This window comes from Mycobacterium sp. NGS56, assembly GCF_059812425.1.
In genome coordinates this window covers 816724-834362 of the sequence record NZ_JCALCQ010000001.1, presented here as the reverse complement: position 1 = coordinate 834362, position 17639 = coordinate 816724, and the positions used below count along the sequence as shown (strand labels likewise).

The following is a 17639-nucleotide window of genomic DNA, read 5'->3' as shown; positions in this document are numbered from 1 at the left end:
TATCTACACGTTAATGTATATTTCCGTGGTCACGACAACCCGGCGTGGACGCCCAACGCAGGCCGAAGCAAAGAAGCTCCAACAAAAGCTGCGCAAGGCGGCCGTCGCGACGTTCGTCAAGCATGGCTACGACGGCACCAGCATGGACGCGATCGCCAAGGCGGCCGGCATCACCCGGCGCACTCTGTACGCCCGCTATCCCGACAAGCGTGCGGTCTTCCTCGACGTAATTCCCTGGGCGCTCACCCGAAGGACGGAACGTGAAGAATCCTTCGAAGCGGAAGACGGCGACCTGCGCGACGCCCTGGTAGCGGTCGGGCGCGCTGGTCTCGCGCGGGCGATCGATCCTGACATCGTGCGCCTGAAGCGCATCGCGATGAACGAGTCGGCACGGTTCCCCGAATTCGCCGTCAGCGCGCATTCGATGACCTGGTCGCCCCGTCACCGGCAGGTGATGGACCTGCTTAGTCACCACCAAGAGGCCGGGGTCATTGAGATCGACGACCTCGAGTTGGCCGCCGGCCACTTCATCGCGCTGGTCGAGCATCTACCCGCGCGGCTGGCGGACTGCGGAATCTACCGCGATCCCGAGGAGGACGAGCGCCACTTGCAACACGCGGTAGACCTGTTCCTGCGCGGCATACTGCGGCGGGGCTGAACTCGCGATGGCATGGCTGGGGCTGGTACTGGTGCACGGTGGAGCGCATGCTGCCGATTCCTGGGATCTCACGGTTGCCGAGTTGTCCCGGCAGACACCGGAATTGCCGGTCCTCGCCATCGATTCACCGGGCCGCGGCAGCCGGCCGGCAGATCTGACGGCCGTCACAATCGCCGACTGGGTGAACTCCGCGGTTGCCGATATCGACGACGCCGGTCTTGGTGATGTTGTGGTCGTGGGGCATTCGATGGGTGGGCTGACCGTGCCAGGCATCGTGGCGAAGCTCGGGGCCGCGCGAGTGCGGGAGATGATCCTGCTGGCGGCGTTCGTGCCGCCGCAGGGCTCGTCCGTGGTGCAAGCACTACGCGGGCCCCTGGTCCCATTGGCGCGATCGGCGGGTCGGATTCACAGGTCGTTCCCCATGCCCAGGGCGGTCGCGCGTTTCGCGTTCTGCAACGGCATGACGCGTGAGCAACGCGCGCTGACCCTGTCCCGACTGTGCATGGAATCACCGAACGTCATTTTCGAACGGGCCGACCGCAGCGACCTGCCCAGCGAGGTGCCGCGGACGTGGATCATGACGCTGGCCGATCGAGCACTGTCGGTGCGCCAGCAGGTTGACGCGATCAGATCCCTCGGCGGTGTCGACACGATGATCTGCGTCGACGCCTGCCATGACGTGATGTTCTCTCGCCCACGATGGCTCGCCGCCACGCTGGCCGATCGGTGCCGCCGGCACGCCGGTCTCTAGGGGCCGAGACATTTCGTTGAAAATTGTCATTGACAGTTTTCAACGAAATGCGGCACGATGCCTTTGATGACAGCGCAAATTAATGCGAAGCCGCGGGGACGCCAAGCGCAGCGGCTCGAGACTCGCCAACGTGTCTACGACGCGGCGATGGCGGAGTTCAAACGATCGGGAATGGCGGACGCGGATATCGCCGAAATCATCTCGGCAGCCGGGGTTGCCCGCGGAACCTTCTACTTTCATTTCCCCACCAAGGAGCACGTTCTTGAGGAGATTGAGCGAGGTTTGGTCACCCGGTTGGCGGGCGATTTGGACCGCTTTGTCGCCGCCGCGCCCGACGTATGGGCGACTCTCTCGGAGGTAGTGCGCCTGGTTCTGGCGGCCGAGTCCAGGTTTGGGACACGGCTATTCAGGGATGTTCTGGCACTGCACTTTTCGCAGACTCGACCACCTGGATTCGGCAAGCCCGCGGACCATCCACTGGTGGCGCTCGTCGCCCAGCAGATCGCCCGGGCTCAACGCGAGGGAGTCGTCCGTGCGGAGGCAAACCCCGAGAACAGTGCGCTCTTCTTTCTGATGGGGTTCTATGCGCTGCTCGTCACCAATCACGACTCCAAGCCGGCGCGCGGTCGTGTACTCGATGAGTTCGTCGCGAATACACGCCATGGGCTAGGGGCCCGATAAGTCGACCGGGCGTCAATTGATCGATTGGAGGATCAACTGTGTGGCAGGAATTAGTGCGACTTGGTCTCGGATGGGGCGCAGCGGCTGCGCTGGTGGGCTTTTGGTACTACGTCCTGCGCGGCATCGGCACCTTCTAGTCGGCACCTCCACCCGTCCGACTAACGCAACGCCGAAGAAATCCATCGACCGTTTGAGAAGGGAGCCAGCCAACATGAACCCGGAACGGCGTAGAAAGCGGGCCCTGATCGTCTTCCAGATCTTCATCTACGGCTACCTGCTGCTGATGTTCGGAATCCAATTGTCGATGTGGGCGACGCGGGACTGGTAGGACCGACGATGAATCCTCCTCTGATCAAACGTTTTTCCGGCCAGCAACGCCCTGCCGCAATCGCATCGTCCGGCGCCGAGTCGATGTCGCTTGACGACCAAATCGAGCAGAGCAGGTTGGCACAGCGACGGGCCGACAAATGGCTGATCGCCGGAACGTTACTGATGGGGGCCAACGTGCCCGGCATCTTCGGTCTACCGCTGTTTCTGTACGGGTTGGCTTTGCTTCGACGGGCATTGAAATCCGGGCTGTCGGTACGCCCGATCATGGTCACGTTGATCGGATACCTGGTCATACTCGATGCCGGGCTCAACCTGCAGGGCTGGATCCTCGACATGGTCGCCAATCACTCCCTCATCTACCGCGTCCTGTATACGGCGTGGGGCAACGCTTTTGACGCCGGATATTTCTGGCACTACAACCAACTGTGGATCGGCGGCGCGAGCGCGCCGGGCGAAAAGAGTTGGGAAGTCGCTCTCATCCTGACCGTGTTCCCCATGCGGATCGCCGCGGCCATAGCCTTTCTCCAGATGAAGCGCTGGGGCTACCAGTGGCTATTGGTCACGTGCTGGTTCGGCGTTGTGATCTGGGTCGGTTACGTGATGAACATGACCGTGTACGCCGATGTCCGTTATTCGGGGGTGGTGTTCCCGGTATTCGGATGGTGGATCTACGACATCATGTACATCACTCCATTCCTGGCGATTCCTTACCTGCACACCGTTAATCGCGAAATATTCACGGATTAGGGAGACGCCAATGACTACATCGGCGGACGAGCGCAATCGGCTGGATGAATTGGTGCTGGGTGACGAACTGCCGTTGGGCACCACCAAAGAGTATGCGCGCCTGCACAAGTGGCTGCGACGCGGCATCATGGTTTGTTTGGTCGGGCTGGTAGTCGAAGGGGCATTCACCCTGCCATTCTTGGCGATTTGGTATGGATACCCGACCCTGAGCTTTCGTGACATTTGCAGCGAGCTGATGAAGGTGCGCTACAGCAACGAGTCGTTGGAATGCCAACATCCTTACCCTTTCCCGGGCCCGCCGATCAGCGGCGCGCCCGAAGGAGCGGGCATCAACACGGCCAAGGACCAGTGGGGAATCCAGCCCGTACCGCAATATCCGCGGTTGGGGTTCCGCGAGCTGGTCAGGATCCACGATCAACGGATCGCACGGCAACAAGCCGGGCGCGATCACGCAACGCCGCATCCGTGACGGGTGGAATCCGCCTCGACCGCCGACGGACAATAATATACAGTAGCGTGTACTTAATGACGGTGCGGTCAGAGAGGAGCCATCGATGACATCCGCGACCGAGCGGCTGGTCCAGCTGGTAGGAGCCAAGGATTGCTTCGACATCGAGCCCACCGAACTGCTGCCGCTGCAGTTGCAGGCGGCCAATGAGCGCCTTGAGGCTCAGGCCCAACGCATTCCGCTGCTGGCCAACCGCGCCGAATCCAGTGGCGTCACAGAGATCGAACGACCCGCCGACCTGGTGAAGCTGCTTTTCGCCCACACCACCTACAAGACCTACGCGGAAGGCTGGCTCAACGACGGCCAGTGGGATCGGATGGGCAAGTGGCTGGCCACCGTCTCCACGCGGGATGTGGCCGGGCTCGACACCAGCAGTGTGCAGACGCTGGACGACTGGATCAAGCAACTCGAGACGGTAGGTCACTACCTCTCCTGCTCCAGTGGAACCACCGGGAAGCCCGCCATGCTGTCGTGCACCGAGGGTGACATCGAACTGTCGGCGCGGATCAACATCGAAGCGCTGCTGTGGGCAACGGGCTTGACCCGCGGCGAGGATCGCAAATTCCTTGGCCTGGGACCACAATTCGCCGCTCCGCGTGAGGATGCGATCCGTCAGGCGATGGTCGATTGCTTCTCGTCGAAGTATCCGCCCTATCAGTTCGGCGATGGCGAACCGATCACCGTCGGGTCGATGGTGGACATCATCACACTGCGCCGCAAACTCACCGACGGCACCGCGCGTCCCAGCGAGATCGCCGAGTTCGAGCGCATCGCTACTCAGCGCGCGAACGATATGGACATCTCGGCCAAGAAGGCAATCGACGCAGTGGTCGAGGCCCGTGACCTGCCTCTGCTGGCAACCGGCATGTTCGCGACGCTGTATCAGATCGCAGAGGGCATCCGTGGAACGGGACACGGCGGCGGCGATTTCAATCCGAATAACGCGATGATGGTCGCCGGCGGACTCAAAGGCGCTGCGCTACCGGGCAATTACCGCGAATACGTGATGGAGACGTTCAACGTCGCCGAAGAGCGGCTGTATCACGCGTACAGCATGCGCGAGATCAATGCGACATTTCCACTGTGCCATGCCGAGCGGTACCACGTCTCACCCTGGGTAATCGTGCTGCCGCTGGATGCGGCCGGCGAAAGGTTATTGGATCCCGCTGACGGCGAGATCGAGGCTCGGGCAGCCTTTTTCGACGCATCGATCGAGGGACGCTGGGGTGGCGTGATCAGCGGAGACCGGGTCAGTGTCAGTTTCAGAAAGTGCGCATGCGGGCATCAGGGCCCAACGGTGGGCCGCGAGATCACGCGGTACGTGGACCTGCCAGGCGGCGACAAGATCACCTGCGCGGGCAGCATCGACGCCTATGTCCGAGGCGTCGCATGACCACGTTGGCGGCGCCCCATTTCGTCCGGGGCGTATTTACTGAAGGGGACGTTGTCCGTCAGCGATCCCGAGATCTGGGTGCCGACTTCGTCACTCCCGCAATCGATCTTGACGCACTGGTCATGCCACGGTCGCAGCTGCCGCCGCTGCTGAACGTCAAGCTCGCCGAGATCATCGACTTCCTGGCTGAAACGGGCGAACGCCTGAACTTGGACCGCAACTCACACCTGCAGCACTGCCTGGAACTGATCGCGGCCACAAACCCGTTGCCGCGGCGCGTTGTGGAGAATCTCTATCACCAGGCCCCGATGTACCTGACCAAGCCGCTCTTGGAAAGCATGGTCGATTCGAACTTCGCCAATCGAGAGGAGCTGGACGGATGGGTCGAGCGCGTCGACCTATACGGCAACAAGGGTGCGGTGCGGGCGTTCCCGTCGCGAATGGTGCACATGCTTGCCGGCAATGCCCCGTCGGGATGCGTCGCGTCGATTGCGCAGGGCGCCCTGGTCAAGGCTGTCAATCTGTTCAAGATGCCGTCGAGCGACCCCTTCACCACGGTGGCGGTGCTGCGCACCATGGCCGAGATAGACCCGAAACATCCCGTCGTGCAATCGATGTCGGCGGTCTACTGGCAGGGTGGCGACACCACCATCGAACGCACGCTCTACCGGCCGCAGTACTTCGACAAGATCGTTGCCTGGGGAGGCGGCGAGGCGATCAACAACGTGATCCAGTACCTGGGCCCGGGAATTCAATTGATCTCTTTTGATCCGAAGTCCTCGATCTCGATGATCGGGCGCGAGGTGTTCGAGTCCGACGATCGCGTCGCCGATGTCGCCGATCGGCTGGCGGCCGACACCACGGTGTTCAACCAGGAGGCCTGCTTGGCCAGCCGCTTCGCATTCGTGGAAGGTGAACGGCCCCAGGTCGAATCGCTGTGTGGCGCGCTGGCGCAGCGGCTGGCCGTGGATCGCGATTTGGCCTCGGCCGTCGGCCCTCCGCTGTCGTCGGAGGTGCGCGACGAAATTCAGGTGATGGAGGCCATGGGCGATCTCAAGGTCTGGGGCGGCTTCGACGGGCGTGGCCTGGTGATCCTTTCGGATCGACCCGTCGAATTTCAGCCCACCAATAAGACTTCGAACGTTGTCATGGTCCCGTCGCTCGACGACGCGGTTCGCTATGTCAACGTCGCCACACAGACCATCGGTGTGTACCCGTTCGAGCGCAAGGCGCAGCTGCGAGACCGGCTGGCAAGCGCAGGAGCCCAACGTCTGTGCCGGCTGGGAACCGCGAACGCGCATGTGCTCGGCAGCCCGCACGATGCGATGTATCCCCTGCAGCGGTTCGTGCATTGGATGGGCGACGACGACATCACCCGGGACGGCGTCTGACCTTACGAGCCGCGCAGCGCGCTAGGTTGCGTGAGGGAGCCGGAGAAGGAGAAGCAGTGACCGGAGCAAGCGCGGACATCTGGGAAGTTATGTCGACGGCGCGCACGATCCGGCGCTTCACCGACGAGCCGGTCGACGACGCCACCTTGGCGCGGTGCCTCGAGGCGGCCAGATGGGCCCCCTCGGGCGCCAACGCGCAAGGCTGGCGTTTCGTGGTGCTGCGGTCGCCCGAGCAGCGGGCCGTGGTGGCCAAGGCCGCGGCACAGGCGCTGGCGGTGATCGAGCCGGTCTACGGCATGAGCCGGCCCGCCGCCGACGACAACAGCCGGCGCGCCCGCACCTACCGCGCTACGTACGAATTGCACGACCGCGCCGGTGAATTCACCTCGGTCCTGTTCGCCCAGGCGCACTACCCGACGGCCTCAGAACTGCTGCTCGGCGGTTCGATCTTTCCCGCCATGCAGAACTTTCTGCTGGCCGCGCGGGCCCAGGGGCTCGGCGCCTGCCTGACCAGCTGGGCCTCCTATGGCGGTGAACAACTGCTGAGAAACGCCGTCGGTGTGCCGGAGGGCTGGTTGGTGGCCGGTCACGTGGTGATCGGGTGGCCCAAGGGAAATCATGGGCCGCTGCGCCGCCGTCCCTTAGCCGAGTTCGTGAACCTCGACCACTGGGATAACCCCGCCAACGACCTGGTAACGGGCGGTTAGGTCGCGGAAGGGATTCAGCTCGTCACCGGCATTCCGGTGAACCCATGCCCGGATTCAGAGATTATTACTTCCGCAACCGAGAATGTTATTCTCGCCTGACAGTCACGACGAGAGGCGACGCGGATGCTGTTGGAGTTCGATGCTGATCAGCGACTGTGGCAGGACACCGTGCGCGACGCCGTCGCGAAGCAGTGCCCGCCCTCGCTGGTGCGCAGCGTGGCCGAAGAAGGCGTCGACCCGAGCCCACTGTGGAAATCGTATGTAGACCAGGGCTGGACCGAACTCAGCGATGCCGACAGCGCCGTCGAGCTGGCCATCGTGCTCGAAGAGCTCGGCCGCGCCACCGACCCCACCCCATTCCTGGCAACGATGAGCCAGTACGCACCGCTGGCCGCCGACCGGTTCGACCCACATCAGTCGGGCACCGCGGTGTACGGCGGCATCACGGCGCACCGCGACGCCGAGGGCTGGGTGCTGGACGGCACGGCGCGCCATGTGCTTGACGGTGACCGCGCGGATCGGCTGGCGGTGGTGACCGATGCCGGGGTCTTCCTCGTCGAGTCCAGTCAGGTGACGGCTCGGCGCTCGGCGGTGTTCGACCCGGTGCTGCACGTCGCCGATCTTTCGTTCGCGCAAGTTCGGGTGCCCGACAGCGAGCGGCTCACGGTCGACGCCGAGCGCGCCCACCATCTCGCGCTGACCGGCATGGCGATCACGATGGTCGGCGCGTGCCAACGCATTCTCGACCTGGTGCTCGAGCACGTGAGTAGCCGACAGCAGTTCGGGGTGGCGATCGGCTCGTTCCAGGCCGTCCAGCACAAGGCCGCCGACATGCATGTCGCCATCCAACGGGCCCGGGCCCTGGCGTATTTCGCCGCGTTGACGATAGCGGCCGACGATCCACGCCGCCGGCTCGCGGCGGCGATGGCCAAGGCATCGGCGGGAGAGTGCCAGTCGCTGGTGTTCCGGCACGGCCTACAACTGCACGGCGCAATGGGATTCACGTGGGAGAACGATCTGCAGTTCGCGCTGAAACGAGCCAAAGCGGGTGAGCTGATGCTCGGCGGCGCGGCAGAACACCGGGCGCGGATCGCGGAGGAATACCGTGCAGCTGACTTTTGATTCCGACGTCGAGGACTTCCGGGCCGAGTTCTCGGCGTTCCTCGACGAAAATCTGCCTCCCGCAAGCGAAACCCTCGAGCGTCCCCGGTCCGTCTCACACATGCCGCAGTGGGCGCGCGACTGGCAGCGGCTGTTGTTCGACAACGGCTGGTTGCTGCCCAGCCAGCCGCCGGAATTCGGTGGTCGTAACGCGTCGGTCATCCAGCAGTTCGTCTACCTCGAGGAACTCAGCCGGCGCCGGATCTACCACAGCTTCAACCCGCAGGGCGTGAACATCGTTGCGGCATCGCTGTTGTCGTTCGGAAGCGACGAGCAGAAGCGACGCTGGGCGGTGCCGATCCTGCGGGCCGAGATCACCGCGTCGCTCGGGATGAGCGAACCCAGCGCGGGCTCCGACCTGGCGTCGCTACGCACCCGCGCCGTGCTCGACGGCGACCACTTCGTGGTCAATGGCCAGAAGGTGTGGACCTCGGGCGCCCACGACGCCGACATCTTGTTGACGTTCGTCCGTACCAACCCAGATGTGCCGAAGCACAAGGGAATCAGCGCGCTCGTCATCCCCACCGATACCCCGGGTCTGGTGCGCCGTCCGTTCCCGTCGATCTGCGGCGCCGATGATCTGGATTTCAACGAGGTGTTCTTCACCGACGTGCGGGTGCCGGCCGAGAACCTGGTCGGCGAGCTCGACCAGGGTTGGCGGGTGGCCAACGGATCGCTGGGGCACGAACGCACCATGATGTGGCTGGGTTTCGCCGATCGGCTCGAGAACATGATCGACGACTTCCATCCCAGCACCGAGGTTGAGCGCGATCAGTACGCCAGCACGATCATGGACAAGCAGGCGCTGCGCTTGTTGGGCTCCGCGGCCCTGGCCCGCGCCGCGCGCGGCGAAGACGACGTGGCCGCGATCTCCGTGCTCAAGCTGCTCGGTTCCGAAGCGGAGTTGCGTGGCATGGAGCTGGCTTTGACGGCCGCGGGATCCGACGGGCTTGTGCACCCGGCGCTGACGGGGCCGTACGCGCACATGAACCTCGACCACTACTTCGCCAGCTGGTTCGAGCGCTACGCGCGCAGCTTCTCCGGGACCATCGCCGGTGGCACCTCCGAGATCCAGCGCAACATCATCGCCCAGCGGGTGCTCGGCCTGCCCCGGTCAGTGTGAATCCACGGCTTTGAGCGGGAAGCCACGACGGTTGCCGTCGGCGTGTCTCCGCCGCCAGCGCCCGGCGAAAGTTGTGGGTGCACACTCGACGGCCGAGTAAGCCGACGGCCAGAGGCGCGCGGGCCCAGGGCCCTGGATCGGGTCTAGACCGGGTCGAACTTGGTGATCAGCCAGGCGCCGTTGACCCGGGTCAGGCTCACCAGAACACTGCTGGAAGCCATCGCGGGGTCGGGATTGTCCTTGCTCGTGGTGCTCTGATCGACCAGCACCAGCACGACGCCCGAATTCGGATGCAATTCCTGAACCGCGGCCCCCAACACCCGAGCGCTGGTTTTCAGTGACTTCTGTTTGGCCGCCGGAGCCACGATCTGCTCGGTGAACTGGTTGTAGTACGACAAGAAGTCCCCGGACAGATGAGACTTGGCGGCGGCGAAGTCCTTGTCAAGTGAGTCGGGCGAGTAGGACAGCAACGCGACCGTTCCGTCGGACGCCGCACTGACGACCGCGCTCGCGACGCCGGCGTCGGTCTGCTTGTCCGGCCGGTACTGGTGGAAGTACAGCCACGTCGCCGCGGCACCGGAAATCAGCAGCAACGAAATCAGGATCACCGGAACGACTTTCACCGTGCGCCGTACGCGCGATTCACCACGTTGAATTCGCCGGGTTCGCTCCGAAAAGTCGTCGGCGGTGTCGATGCTGTCGTCGTCCTTACTCACGGAACGAACTCCAGTTTGGACATCTTGTATTGCCCGCCGTCATCTGTGACGGTCACCTTGAGCCGCCAGTTGCGTGGTTCGTTCTGGGCGCCCGCGGCGTTGGTGATCCGCGATGTCGCCGCGACGAGCACCAACGCGGAATTCCCATCGATGGATTGCAGGGCCGCCGCATTGACGGTTCCCTGGGTCACCACTTTGGACTGCTCAACGACGGTCGTGAAATCTTTTGCGCGCTGCGCGAAGTCGTCCCTGAACTGGCCAGTGCTGCTGTCGATCACCCGCTGGACGTCCTGCTTGGCCTTACTGAAGTCCAAGGAAATCATGTTGACGACCCCTTGCCGGGCCCCCGCGACGAAGTTCGCGACGCGTTGGTCGTGCTCGGTTCGTTCATGGCGGTGCCACACCATGTATCCGCTGGCCCCGACGAACGCACAGATGAGGACGATGACGGCCGCTTTCCACGCCACGGACCAAGATGGCATTCGCACGCGTCGCCCAGACCGGCCCAACGTGGATTCCGCTTCCGCCTCTTCGGCGGATTCGTCGGAGGCTTCATCGTCCTCGGGCTTCACGCCGTCGGCGTCGGTCGCGTCCTCGTCGGTGACGCTGTCGGTCTTCGCCTCGGTGGTCTCTGGCGCGGTGGTGTCGGCTGCGTCCTCGCCGCCGTCGGATTCTTCTGCGGCGCTCTCGGCCTCGGCTTCTGCCTCAGCTTGGGCTTGCGCTTCACGCCGGAGCCGGGCCGCGCGAGCGCGGGCGCGCGCCGCGGCCGCCAGCGCTTCGGCTTCGGCTGCCTCGGCCTCGGCTTCCTCGAGCAACGCCTTCGCGTCGGCTTTCGAGGTGGCGGCATCTTGCGGCGGTTTCTTCTCCTCAGCCATTGCGCCTACTGCCCGTCGCCCTCATGATCGACTGACTCCTGTACCTCTCACGCGGCTACCATCGCACGAGCGAGAACGGCCAACTGGCGGTGCCCCCCGGCCCACCACCGCAGCCCGTGTCGAAGGTCGAGTCGACCTGACCGGTCAGCGTCACCGGATCCCACGAGTAGACGTCGTGCGAGGGAAAAAACTGGACCACGCAGCGCACGCCGTCCGGTACGTCAACGGGCAAGATGTAGCGGCCGTTAGACAGGTGAGCGTCGGCCTTCCAGGGCGCCGCTTGTCCGTTGGGTTGCGGAACCCCTTGGACGGTGAGGCATTCCGGCCCTTGGTCATATCTGCACGGTCGAATGGCAAAGATCCAGCTGTGGCCAGGATCCCGGGGGGTGTCCAGCCGGTAGTTGCCAACCTGCATGTCCGCGTGGGCGGTCGGGGTCAGAGACAGCCAGGCTGTGGCAAGCGCAAGGCTCACCGCCAAAGTCTTCACCGATGCGTCTCCCATCTCTGCACACGCGCCTGGCCTGAATATAGAGCGCGGTCACGCTGAACAGCCCTACTCGGAGAAATTGCGGCAGTCAACGACCGGTTCGTCCCGACCTACTCAGTCGATAACAGCGGCTTCCTTGCGTTCGGTGATCGGTCTGGCGAGCTCTTGCTCATCGCAGATGCGCTGCAGCTTCTCCAGTGTCTCGTCCAGGCCGGCTCCGAGTTTGCGACCCGGCGTGAAGGTGGCCGGCAGCTTACGCATGCCCTGGATGACGCCGATGGTCTCGTAGTGGACGGTGCCCTCCGGATCGCACCGATAGTCGGGCATCCGGTCCAATACCGCGGTCAGCATCGATTTGAACACGGTGCGCGCCACGTTCGACCCGATACACCGGTGAACCCCCAGCCCGAAGCTGAAGTGCCGGTTGCCTTTACGGTCGAGGATGATCTCGTCCGGGTCGTGAAACACCGCTGGGTCGCGGTTGGCCATTGCCCACGAAATCCACAACCGCTCACCCTCTTTGAACTGGGTGCCGTCGAGCTCGAAGTCGTTTGCGAAGGTCCGGCCATCCCCGGGCGCGGGGGTGAAAAAGCGCAGAAACTCTTCGGTCGCGGGGTCAAGCAGGATTTTGCGCTCATCGCTGAGCAGCTGTCGCTGATCCGGGTGCTCCGAAAGCCATTCAAGCGAGTGCGCCGTTAGGGCGGTCGTGGTGTCGAAGCCACCGCCGATGACCAGGCCGAGGTTCCCCAGGATTTCCAACTCCGGTGCCGGTTGGCCGTCGATCCGCATCTCGAGCAGACCGTTCACGATTCCGGGCCGCGGATTGGCGCGGATCTCGATCATGTTGTTGACCATGTCGAGCCCCATCTCGCGGTGCATCGCGGTGACGCGCTCGATATCGGGGGAGTGCTCGGGCGTGTAGACCGCGGCGTGCACCGGCTCGCTGTACATGTTCCATTTCTTCAGCGGGATGCCCAGCATCGCCAGCGTGAAGACAGCGGGCACAATATTGGCCAGGTCGTCGACGAAGTCGATGCGGCCGCTCTCGATCTTCTCGTCGAGGCAGGCGCGCGTCACGTCATCGATGAACGGTTCCCAGCGCTTGATCGCCGCCGGGGACAGATACGGGTTGAGCACCGTTCGGTAGATCCGGTGTTCGGGGTCGTCCATCTCCAAGATCCCGCCGCGCACCGCGCTGACCCGGCTGGCGGTGGGGATCGAAATGCCTTTGTAGCCGCGGCGTTCGCCGTGGATGTCGTGATCGTTGGAGACGACGGGGCAGCGGGCCAGCTCGAAGACCTCGCGGCTGCCGGCCGCGACCCAATGGCCGCCGTAGGTTTCCGTCCACGCCATGGGGCACTTGGCGTGCATCTCTTCGGTGATCTTCTTGAACTGCGACCGGTACTCGGAGGAATGCCGGTCGAAGTGGTACCGGTTCTTCTTGCGGTCGCTGTCGTTGACGACGTCGTCGACACTCAACGCTCTAGTCTCCCTATGTGTTTCGCTAGCCAAGGACTCGGGTCGGGTCAGGCGTCGTCGGTGATCATGATGGCCTGCTCGGGACAGGACAGGGCGGCTTCACGCACCTGGTCCTCGCGATCGGGGGGTACCACCTCGTCGATTGCCGACGAACTGCCGTCGATGTCGCTGAGCTGAAACGATTCCGGGGCGATCATCGCGCACAGGGTGTGGCCCTGGCACCGTTCCGAATCCACCGAGACCTTCACGGGCTTTCTCCTCTCACACTGATTGCCGGACGTCGCTGACAAGTCGCCACCGCTTACGTGTTGCGACCGCCGTTGACGCCCAAGATCTGACCGGTGATGTAGCCGGCTTCCTCGGACACCAAAAACGCGCATGCAGCCGCAATGTCTTCGGGCGTACCCATTCGCCGTACCGGGGTCCGCGCAATGGTCTCGTCGATGTCGCCGAGGAATCCGTTCTTCTCGGCCGCACGCAGCATCGGGGTGTCGATGAAACCCGGCGGCACCGCGTTGACCGTGATGCCCTTGGGCCCGTACTCGAGTGCCAGCGACTTCGTCAGGCCGTTGACCGCCGACTTGGCCGCCACGTAGTGACTCATGAAGGGCGCGCCGGAATGCGTGCTCGACGACGAGATGTTGACGATCCGTCCCCACCCCGCCTCGACCATGTCGGGCAGCACCGCCTGGACCGTATGGAAGACGCCGTTGAGGTTGACGTCGATCACTCGGTGCCAGTCCTCGAAGGTGATGTTGCTGAACTTTTTGAACCCGTCGAGTCCGGCGGCGTTCACCAGCACCGTCACCGGCCCGAGTTGGGCACGGATGGCCGATAGCGCCGCATCCACTTGCGATCGGTCCGTGACATCGGCAGCGAACGCGAAGTCGGCCTCCGACGGGCGCAGGTCAATGGAGGCGACATTCAAACCGTCGGCGCGCAGGCGTCGCGCAACGGCGAGACCGATGCCGGATCCGCCACCGGTGACTACCGCGGTCTTCACGTTGAGGCCTCTACTCCGAAGCGGGCCATTTCAGTCACAAAGAATCTCCCTTACAATTATGAGAACCTTACTCTCCGCGCGGAGCGGCATGCAACACGCGCGCAACAGCACGTCCTGCCTGCATAGAGCGGCCCAGGCTGGCGGCGTTCGAGCGTTTCCGGCCTGGTCAGCACCCCGATACCATTCCTGAGACTTTCTTGAATTATCGAAACTCGAATGTAAGATTCGCCGGGGAGGAGAATGAAGTTATCGTGATCGCCACCACGTTAGGGGGTCAAGGATGCCTGCCCAGGACACGGCCGAGCCCGCCACTGGAATCACAGTGACCATCGCCGTGCCAGCCGCCTCGGCGGAAGGAGCCGGCGCATGAGGCCGCTCGAAGGCATCCGCGTCCTCGAAGTCGCCATGTACGGGTTCGTGCCGTCGGCGGGTGCGGTGCTCGCCGAATGGGGCGCCGACGTGGTCAAGGTCGAGCACGCGGTGACCGGTGATCCCCAGCGCGGGCTGCGGCAGACCGGGATGCTGCGCGTCGAAGGCGATCCCAACCCCAACATCGAGCACGCCAACCGCGGCAAGCGCAGCATCGGACTCGACATGTCGGTGCCCGCGGGCAAGGAAGTGCTGTACGAGCTGGCTCGTCGCGCCGATGTCTTCCTGACCAGTTTCCTGCCAGACCACCGGCGGAAGTTCGGCATCGACGTCGACGACATTCGCACCGTCAACCCGAACATCGTCTACGCGCGGGGGAGCGCGCTCGGCCCGCGCGGCGAAGAGTCGACCAAAGGCGGCTACGACATGACCGCCTTCTGGTGCCGAGCCGGCACCGCCGCCACCATCACCCCCGCCGGCATGCCGGGCATGATCGCACCGCCCGGACCGGCGTACGGCGACACCATTTCGGGTACCAACCTCGCCGGTGGCATCGCGGCGGCGCTGCTCAAGCGTGAGCGCAGTGGCGAACCGTCCGTCGTCGACGTGTCCCTGTTGGGCAGCGGGCTGTGGTCGATGGGGCACACAGTTGCGCTGACGAACCATTTGGGGCAGCGCCTGGAAGCGCCGCCACCCGGGGTGCACGGGGCGCCCAATAACCCGTTGGTGGGGCTGTACACGACATCCGACGGGCGCTACATCTCCTTCGTGATGATGCAGCCCACCAAGTTCTGGGCCGACGTGTGCCGCCATGTCGACCTGCCGGAGTTGGCGGACGACCCGCGCTTCGACACCGTAGAGAACATCGCCGCCAACACGGCCGATGCGGTGGAACTGCTGACCAAGGCCATCGCCACCCGCACGCTGGCGGAGTGGAGCGAACGCTTCGCTACGCTCGCCGGCCCGTGGGCTCCCGTGCAGGACACCCTACAAGCGGCCAACGACGCACAGATCCGCTCGAACGAGTACCTGGTGCGGGCGGGTGAACTCGAGCTGGTGGCCAACCCGGTACAGTTCGACGTCGCAGCGCCACAGACCGGGCCAGCGCCCGGATTCGCTGAGCAGACCGACGAGATCCTAAGGGAGCTAGGCCTCGACTGGGACCGCATCATCGAACTCAAGACGGCCGGCGCCGTCACCTAAAACTCTGGAGCCGCAATGTGTCAGCCCACCAACGAATGTGACGTTGTCTGCGCCCGCGCTGCGGTTACAGGCCGTCCGATAACGGTTCTGTGTTTTTTGCTCCACCTGGACTCGGCATGAGTCATAATCGCCGGACGCTTCAAGACGGGGAGCTGAGCGTTTTGGGGCGTCAACTCACGCGATTGAACGGAGGCCCCGGCGTGAGGATCCGAAGCGCTGCCGCGCCGATGATGGGCGCCGAATCTCAGCTGTCCGCTGGGCGTTTCGTGGTCGGCGGGGCCTGTTTGGGACGGCTGGTTGAGCCGACGTTACCTCAACCTGTGCGCAACAACAAGACTGCCGGTCTCGTAGCGCGGGGAGGGGCAGCCGCCTATGGCGACTAAGGGAGCAGACCACTGGTCGGCGGGGTTGCCGCAGCTGAAACTGAAGTGGGACCTCTCGGGGCCCATGCAGGCCGTCGGCGCCCTGTTCGCAATGTCGGCGGACGCGGTCAAGTTTGCGTTCCGCCGTCCTTTCCAGTGGCGCGAGTTCTTGGAGCAGTCGTGGTTTGTCGCGCGGGTGTCGCTGGCTCCCACCTTGTTGGTAGCGATCCCGTTTACCGTCCTGGTGAGCTTCACGCTCAATATCCTTCTGCGCGAGCTGGGCGCGGCGGATCTATCCGGTGCGGGTGCGGCATTCGGTGCGGTCACCCAGCTGGGCCCGCTGGTCACGGTTTTGATCGTGGCGGGGGCGGGTGCTACGGCAATGTGTGCTGACCTGGGGGCCCGAACGATTCGTGAAGAGATCGACGCGATGGAAGTGCTGGGCATCAACCCGGTGCAACGGTTGGTCACCCCGCGCATGCTGGCTTCCGGACTGGTCGCCTTTTTGCTCAACAGTCTCGTCGTCATCATCGGCGTCCTTGGCGGCTACGTCTTTTCGGTGTTTGTGCAGGACGTCAATCCCGGTGCATTCGCCGCGGGTATCACCTTGCTCACCGGCGTGCCCGAAGTGGTCATTTCGTGCGTCAAGGCAGCGCTTTTCGGCCTCATCGCCGGGTTGGTCGCTTGCTATCGCGGCCTGTCGATCACCGGCGGTGGCGCCAAAGCTGTCGGCAACGCGGTGAACGAAACCGTGGTCTATGCGTTCATGTCCCTGTTCGTCGTCAACGTGGTGGTCACCGCGATCGGCATCAAGATGACGGCGAAGTAGGGCGATTATGGCGCTGAGGGCTACATATCCGCGATTAAGCCGCCAACTCGAGAGGCCGGTCGCCCTGATGGGGCGGATCGGCGACCACACCCTCTTTTACGGCAAGGCGCTCGCTGGGGTGCCCTTCGCAGCCAAGCATTACACGCGCGAAGTCGTTCGACTGATCGCCGAGATCAGCATGGGCGCGGGCACTCTGGCGATGATCGGCGGAACCGTGGTGATCGTCGGGTTCCTGACGCTCGCGGCGGGCGGCACCTTGGCCATTCAGGGGTACACCTCGCTGGGCAATATCGGCATCGAGGCGCTGACGGGGTTTCTGTCCGCGTTCATCAATGTGCGCATCGCGGCGCCGGTGGTCGCCGGGATCGGTCTGGCCGCCACCTTCGGCGCCGGGGTGACTGCTCAGTTGGGCGCCATGCGGATCAACGAAGAAGTCGATGCCTTGGAGAGCATGGCCATTCGGCCCGTTGCCTACTTGGTGAGCACCAGGATTCTGGCCGGAATGATGGCTATCACCCCGTTGTACGCCATCGCCGTCATCCTGTCGTTCGTGGCCAGTCAATTCACCACGACGTTCCTGCTCGGACAGTCGCAGGGTTTGTACCAGCACTACTTCAACACCTTCCTGAACCCGATCGACTTGTTGTGGTCGTTCCTGCAGGCCATCTTGATGGCACTCACCATCCTGCTGATCCACACCTACTACGGTTATTTCGCTTCGGGCGGCCCGGCCGGTGTCGGTAACGCGACCGGTAATGCCGTGCGCACCTCGCTCATCGTCGTGGTCTCGGTAACACTGCTGGTCTCGCTCTCTATCTACGGCACGAACGGCAACTTCAACCTGTCCGGTTAGCTTCAGGAGGTGG

19 protein-coding genes are annotated in these 17639 nt (G+C 63.9%); 13 read left to right on the top strand and 6 right to left on the bottom strand.

Going from position 1 to position 17639, the window contains the following annotated elements; all coding sequences use genetic code 11:
• Nucleotides 1–13: 13 nt before the first annotated feature.
• From AC5Y4F_RS03950 to AC5Y4F_RS03905, 10 genes are all read left to right on the top strand, one after another.
• Nucleotides 14–658, top strand: a complete 645-nt coding sequence (locus tag AC5Y4F_RS03950) for a TetR/AcrR family transcriptional regulator (RefSeq protein WP_499995764.1) — start codon at nt 14–16, stop codon at nt 656–658.
• Between the two features lie 7 nt (nt 659–665).
• Entirely contained in the window at nt 666–1409 is a 744-nt protein-coding gene (locus tag AC5Y4F_RS03945; protein ID WP_499995226.1) for an alpha/beta fold hydrolase, read from the top strand.
• Between the two features lie 66 nt (nt 1410–1475).
• Nucleotides 1476–2090, top strand: a complete 615-nt coding sequence (locus AC5Y4F_RS03940; RefSeq protein WP_067940080.1) for a TetR family transcriptional regulator — start codon at nt 1476–1478, stop codon at nt 2088–2090.
• Between the two features lie 411 nt (nt 2091–2501).
• Nucleotides 2502–3167 carry a hypothetical protein gene (locus AC5Y4F_RS03935; protein ID WP_369829744.1) on the top strand — a complete coding sequence of 222 codons (666 nt, stop codon included), beginning with the start codon at nt 2502–2504 and terminating at the stop codon, nt 3165–3167.
• A gap of 10 nt (nt 3168–3177) precedes the next feature.
• On the top strand, nt 3178–3636 hold the full coding sequence (locus AC5Y4F_RS03930) for a hypothetical protein (RefSeq protein WP_067939958.1): 459 nt from the start codon (nt 3178–3180) through the stop codon (nt 3634–3636).
• An 85-nt stretch (nt 3637–3721) separates the two neighbouring features.
• Nucleotides 3722–5068, top strand: coding sequence for a hypothetical protein (locus AC5Y4F_RS03925; RefSeq protein WP_067939956.1), 1347 nt, complete (start codon nt 3722–3724; stop codon nt 5066–5068).
• A complete protein-coding gene (locus AC5Y4F_RS03920) occupies nt 5065–6459 on the top strand; it encodes an acyl-CoA reductase (protein ID WP_067939954.1) in 1395 nt (464 codons plus the stop codon). Before AC5Y4F_RS03925 ends, AC5Y4F_RS03920 begins: the two co-directional genes overlap by 4 nt.
• Before the next feature lie 89 nt (nt 6460–6548).
• Nucleotides 6549–7166 (top strand): nitroreductase family protein, encoded by a 618-nt coding sequence (locus AC5Y4F_RS03915; protein ID WP_499995762.1) that lies wholly within the window; start codon nt 6549–6551, stop codon nt 7164–7166.
• A gap of 123 nt (nt 7167–7289) precedes the next feature.
• Nucleotides 7290–8288, top strand: a complete 999-nt coding sequence (locus AC5Y4F_RS03910) for an acyl-CoA dehydrogenase family protein (RefSeq protein ID WP_499995222.1) — start codon at nt 7290–7292, stop codon at nt 8286–8288.
• Nucleotides 8272–9450 carry an acyl-CoA dehydrogenase family protein gene (locus tag AC5Y4F_RS03905; protein ID WP_499995219.1) on the top strand — a complete coding sequence of 393 codons (1179 nt, stop codon included), beginning with the start codon at nt 8272–8274 and terminating at the stop codon, nt 9448–9450. The genes AC5Y4F_RS03910 and AC5Y4F_RS03905 overlap by 17 nt, the downstream gene beginning before the upstream one ends.
• Before the next feature lie 143 nt (nt 9451–9593).
• Here AC5Y4F_RS03905 and AC5Y4F_RS03900 read toward each other — a convergent pair whose 3' ends face one another.
• The 6 genes from AC5Y4F_RS03900 to AC5Y4F_RS03875 all read right to left on the bottom strand — a co-directional run bounded on the left by AC5Y4F_RS03900 (nt 9594) and on the right by AC5Y4F_RS03875 (nt 14010).
• Complete coding sequence (locus AC5Y4F_RS03900) at nt 9594–10166, bottom strand: hypothetical protein (RefSeq protein ID WP_067939947.1); 573 nt, start codon at nt 10164–10166, stop codon at nt 9594–9596.
• Complete coding sequence (locus tag AC5Y4F_RS03895) at nt 10163–11041, bottom strand: Rv1363c family protein (RefSeq protein WP_067939945.1); 879 nt, start codon at nt 11039–11041, stop codon at nt 10163–10165. The genes AC5Y4F_RS03900 and AC5Y4F_RS03895 overlap by 4 nt, the downstream gene beginning before the upstream one ends.
• Nucleotides 11042–11096: 55 nt before the next feature.
• Nucleotides 11097–11543 (bottom strand): hypothetical protein, encoded by a 447-nt coding sequence (locus AC5Y4F_RS03890; protein WP_067939943.1) that lies wholly within the window; start codon nt 11541–11543, stop codon nt 11097–11099.
• A gap of 99 nt (nt 11544–11642) precedes the next feature.
• Nucleotides 11643–13007, bottom strand: coding sequence for a cytochrome P450 (locus tag AC5Y4F_RS03885; RefSeq protein WP_499995215.1), 1365 nt, complete (start codon nt 13005–13007; stop codon nt 11643–11645).
• Between the two features lie 47 nt (nt 13008–13054).
• Nucleotides 13055–13255, bottom strand: a complete 201-nt coding sequence (locus AC5Y4F_RS03880; protein ID WP_067939940.1) for a ferredoxin — start codon at nt 13253–13255, stop codon at nt 13055–13057.
• Nucleotides 13256–13308: 53 nt separating this feature from the next.
• Complete coding sequence (locus AC5Y4F_RS03875; protein ID WP_499995213.1) at nt 13309–14010, bottom strand: SDR family NAD(P)-dependent oxidoreductase; 702 nt, start codon at nt 14008–14010, stop codon at nt 13309–13311.
• 366 nt (nt 14011–14376) lie between these two features.
• Here AC5Y4F_RS03875 and AC5Y4F_RS03870 point away from each other — a divergent pair, with 366 nt between their 5' ends.
• From AC5Y4F_RS03870 to AC5Y4F_RS03860, 3 genes are all read left to right on the top strand, one after another.
• Entirely contained in the window at nt 14377–15582 is a 1206-nt protein-coding gene (locus tag AC5Y4F_RS03870) for a CaiB/BaiF CoA transferase family protein (RefSeq protein ID WP_499995212.1), read from the top strand.
• Between the two features lie 372 nt (nt 15583–15954).
• Nucleotides 15955–16773, top strand: coding sequence for an MlaE family ABC transporter permease (locus AC5Y4F_RS03865; protein ID WP_067939934.1), 819 nt, complete (start codon nt 15955–15957; stop codon nt 16771–16773).
• A 7-nt stretch (nt 16774–16780) separates the two neighbouring features.
• Nucleotides 16781–17626 (top strand): ABC transporter permease, encoded by an 846-nt coding sequence (locus AC5Y4F_RS03860; protein ID WP_067939932.1) that lies wholly within the window; start codon nt 16781–16783, stop codon nt 17624–17626.
• Nucleotides 17627–17639: the final 13 nt, after the last annotated feature.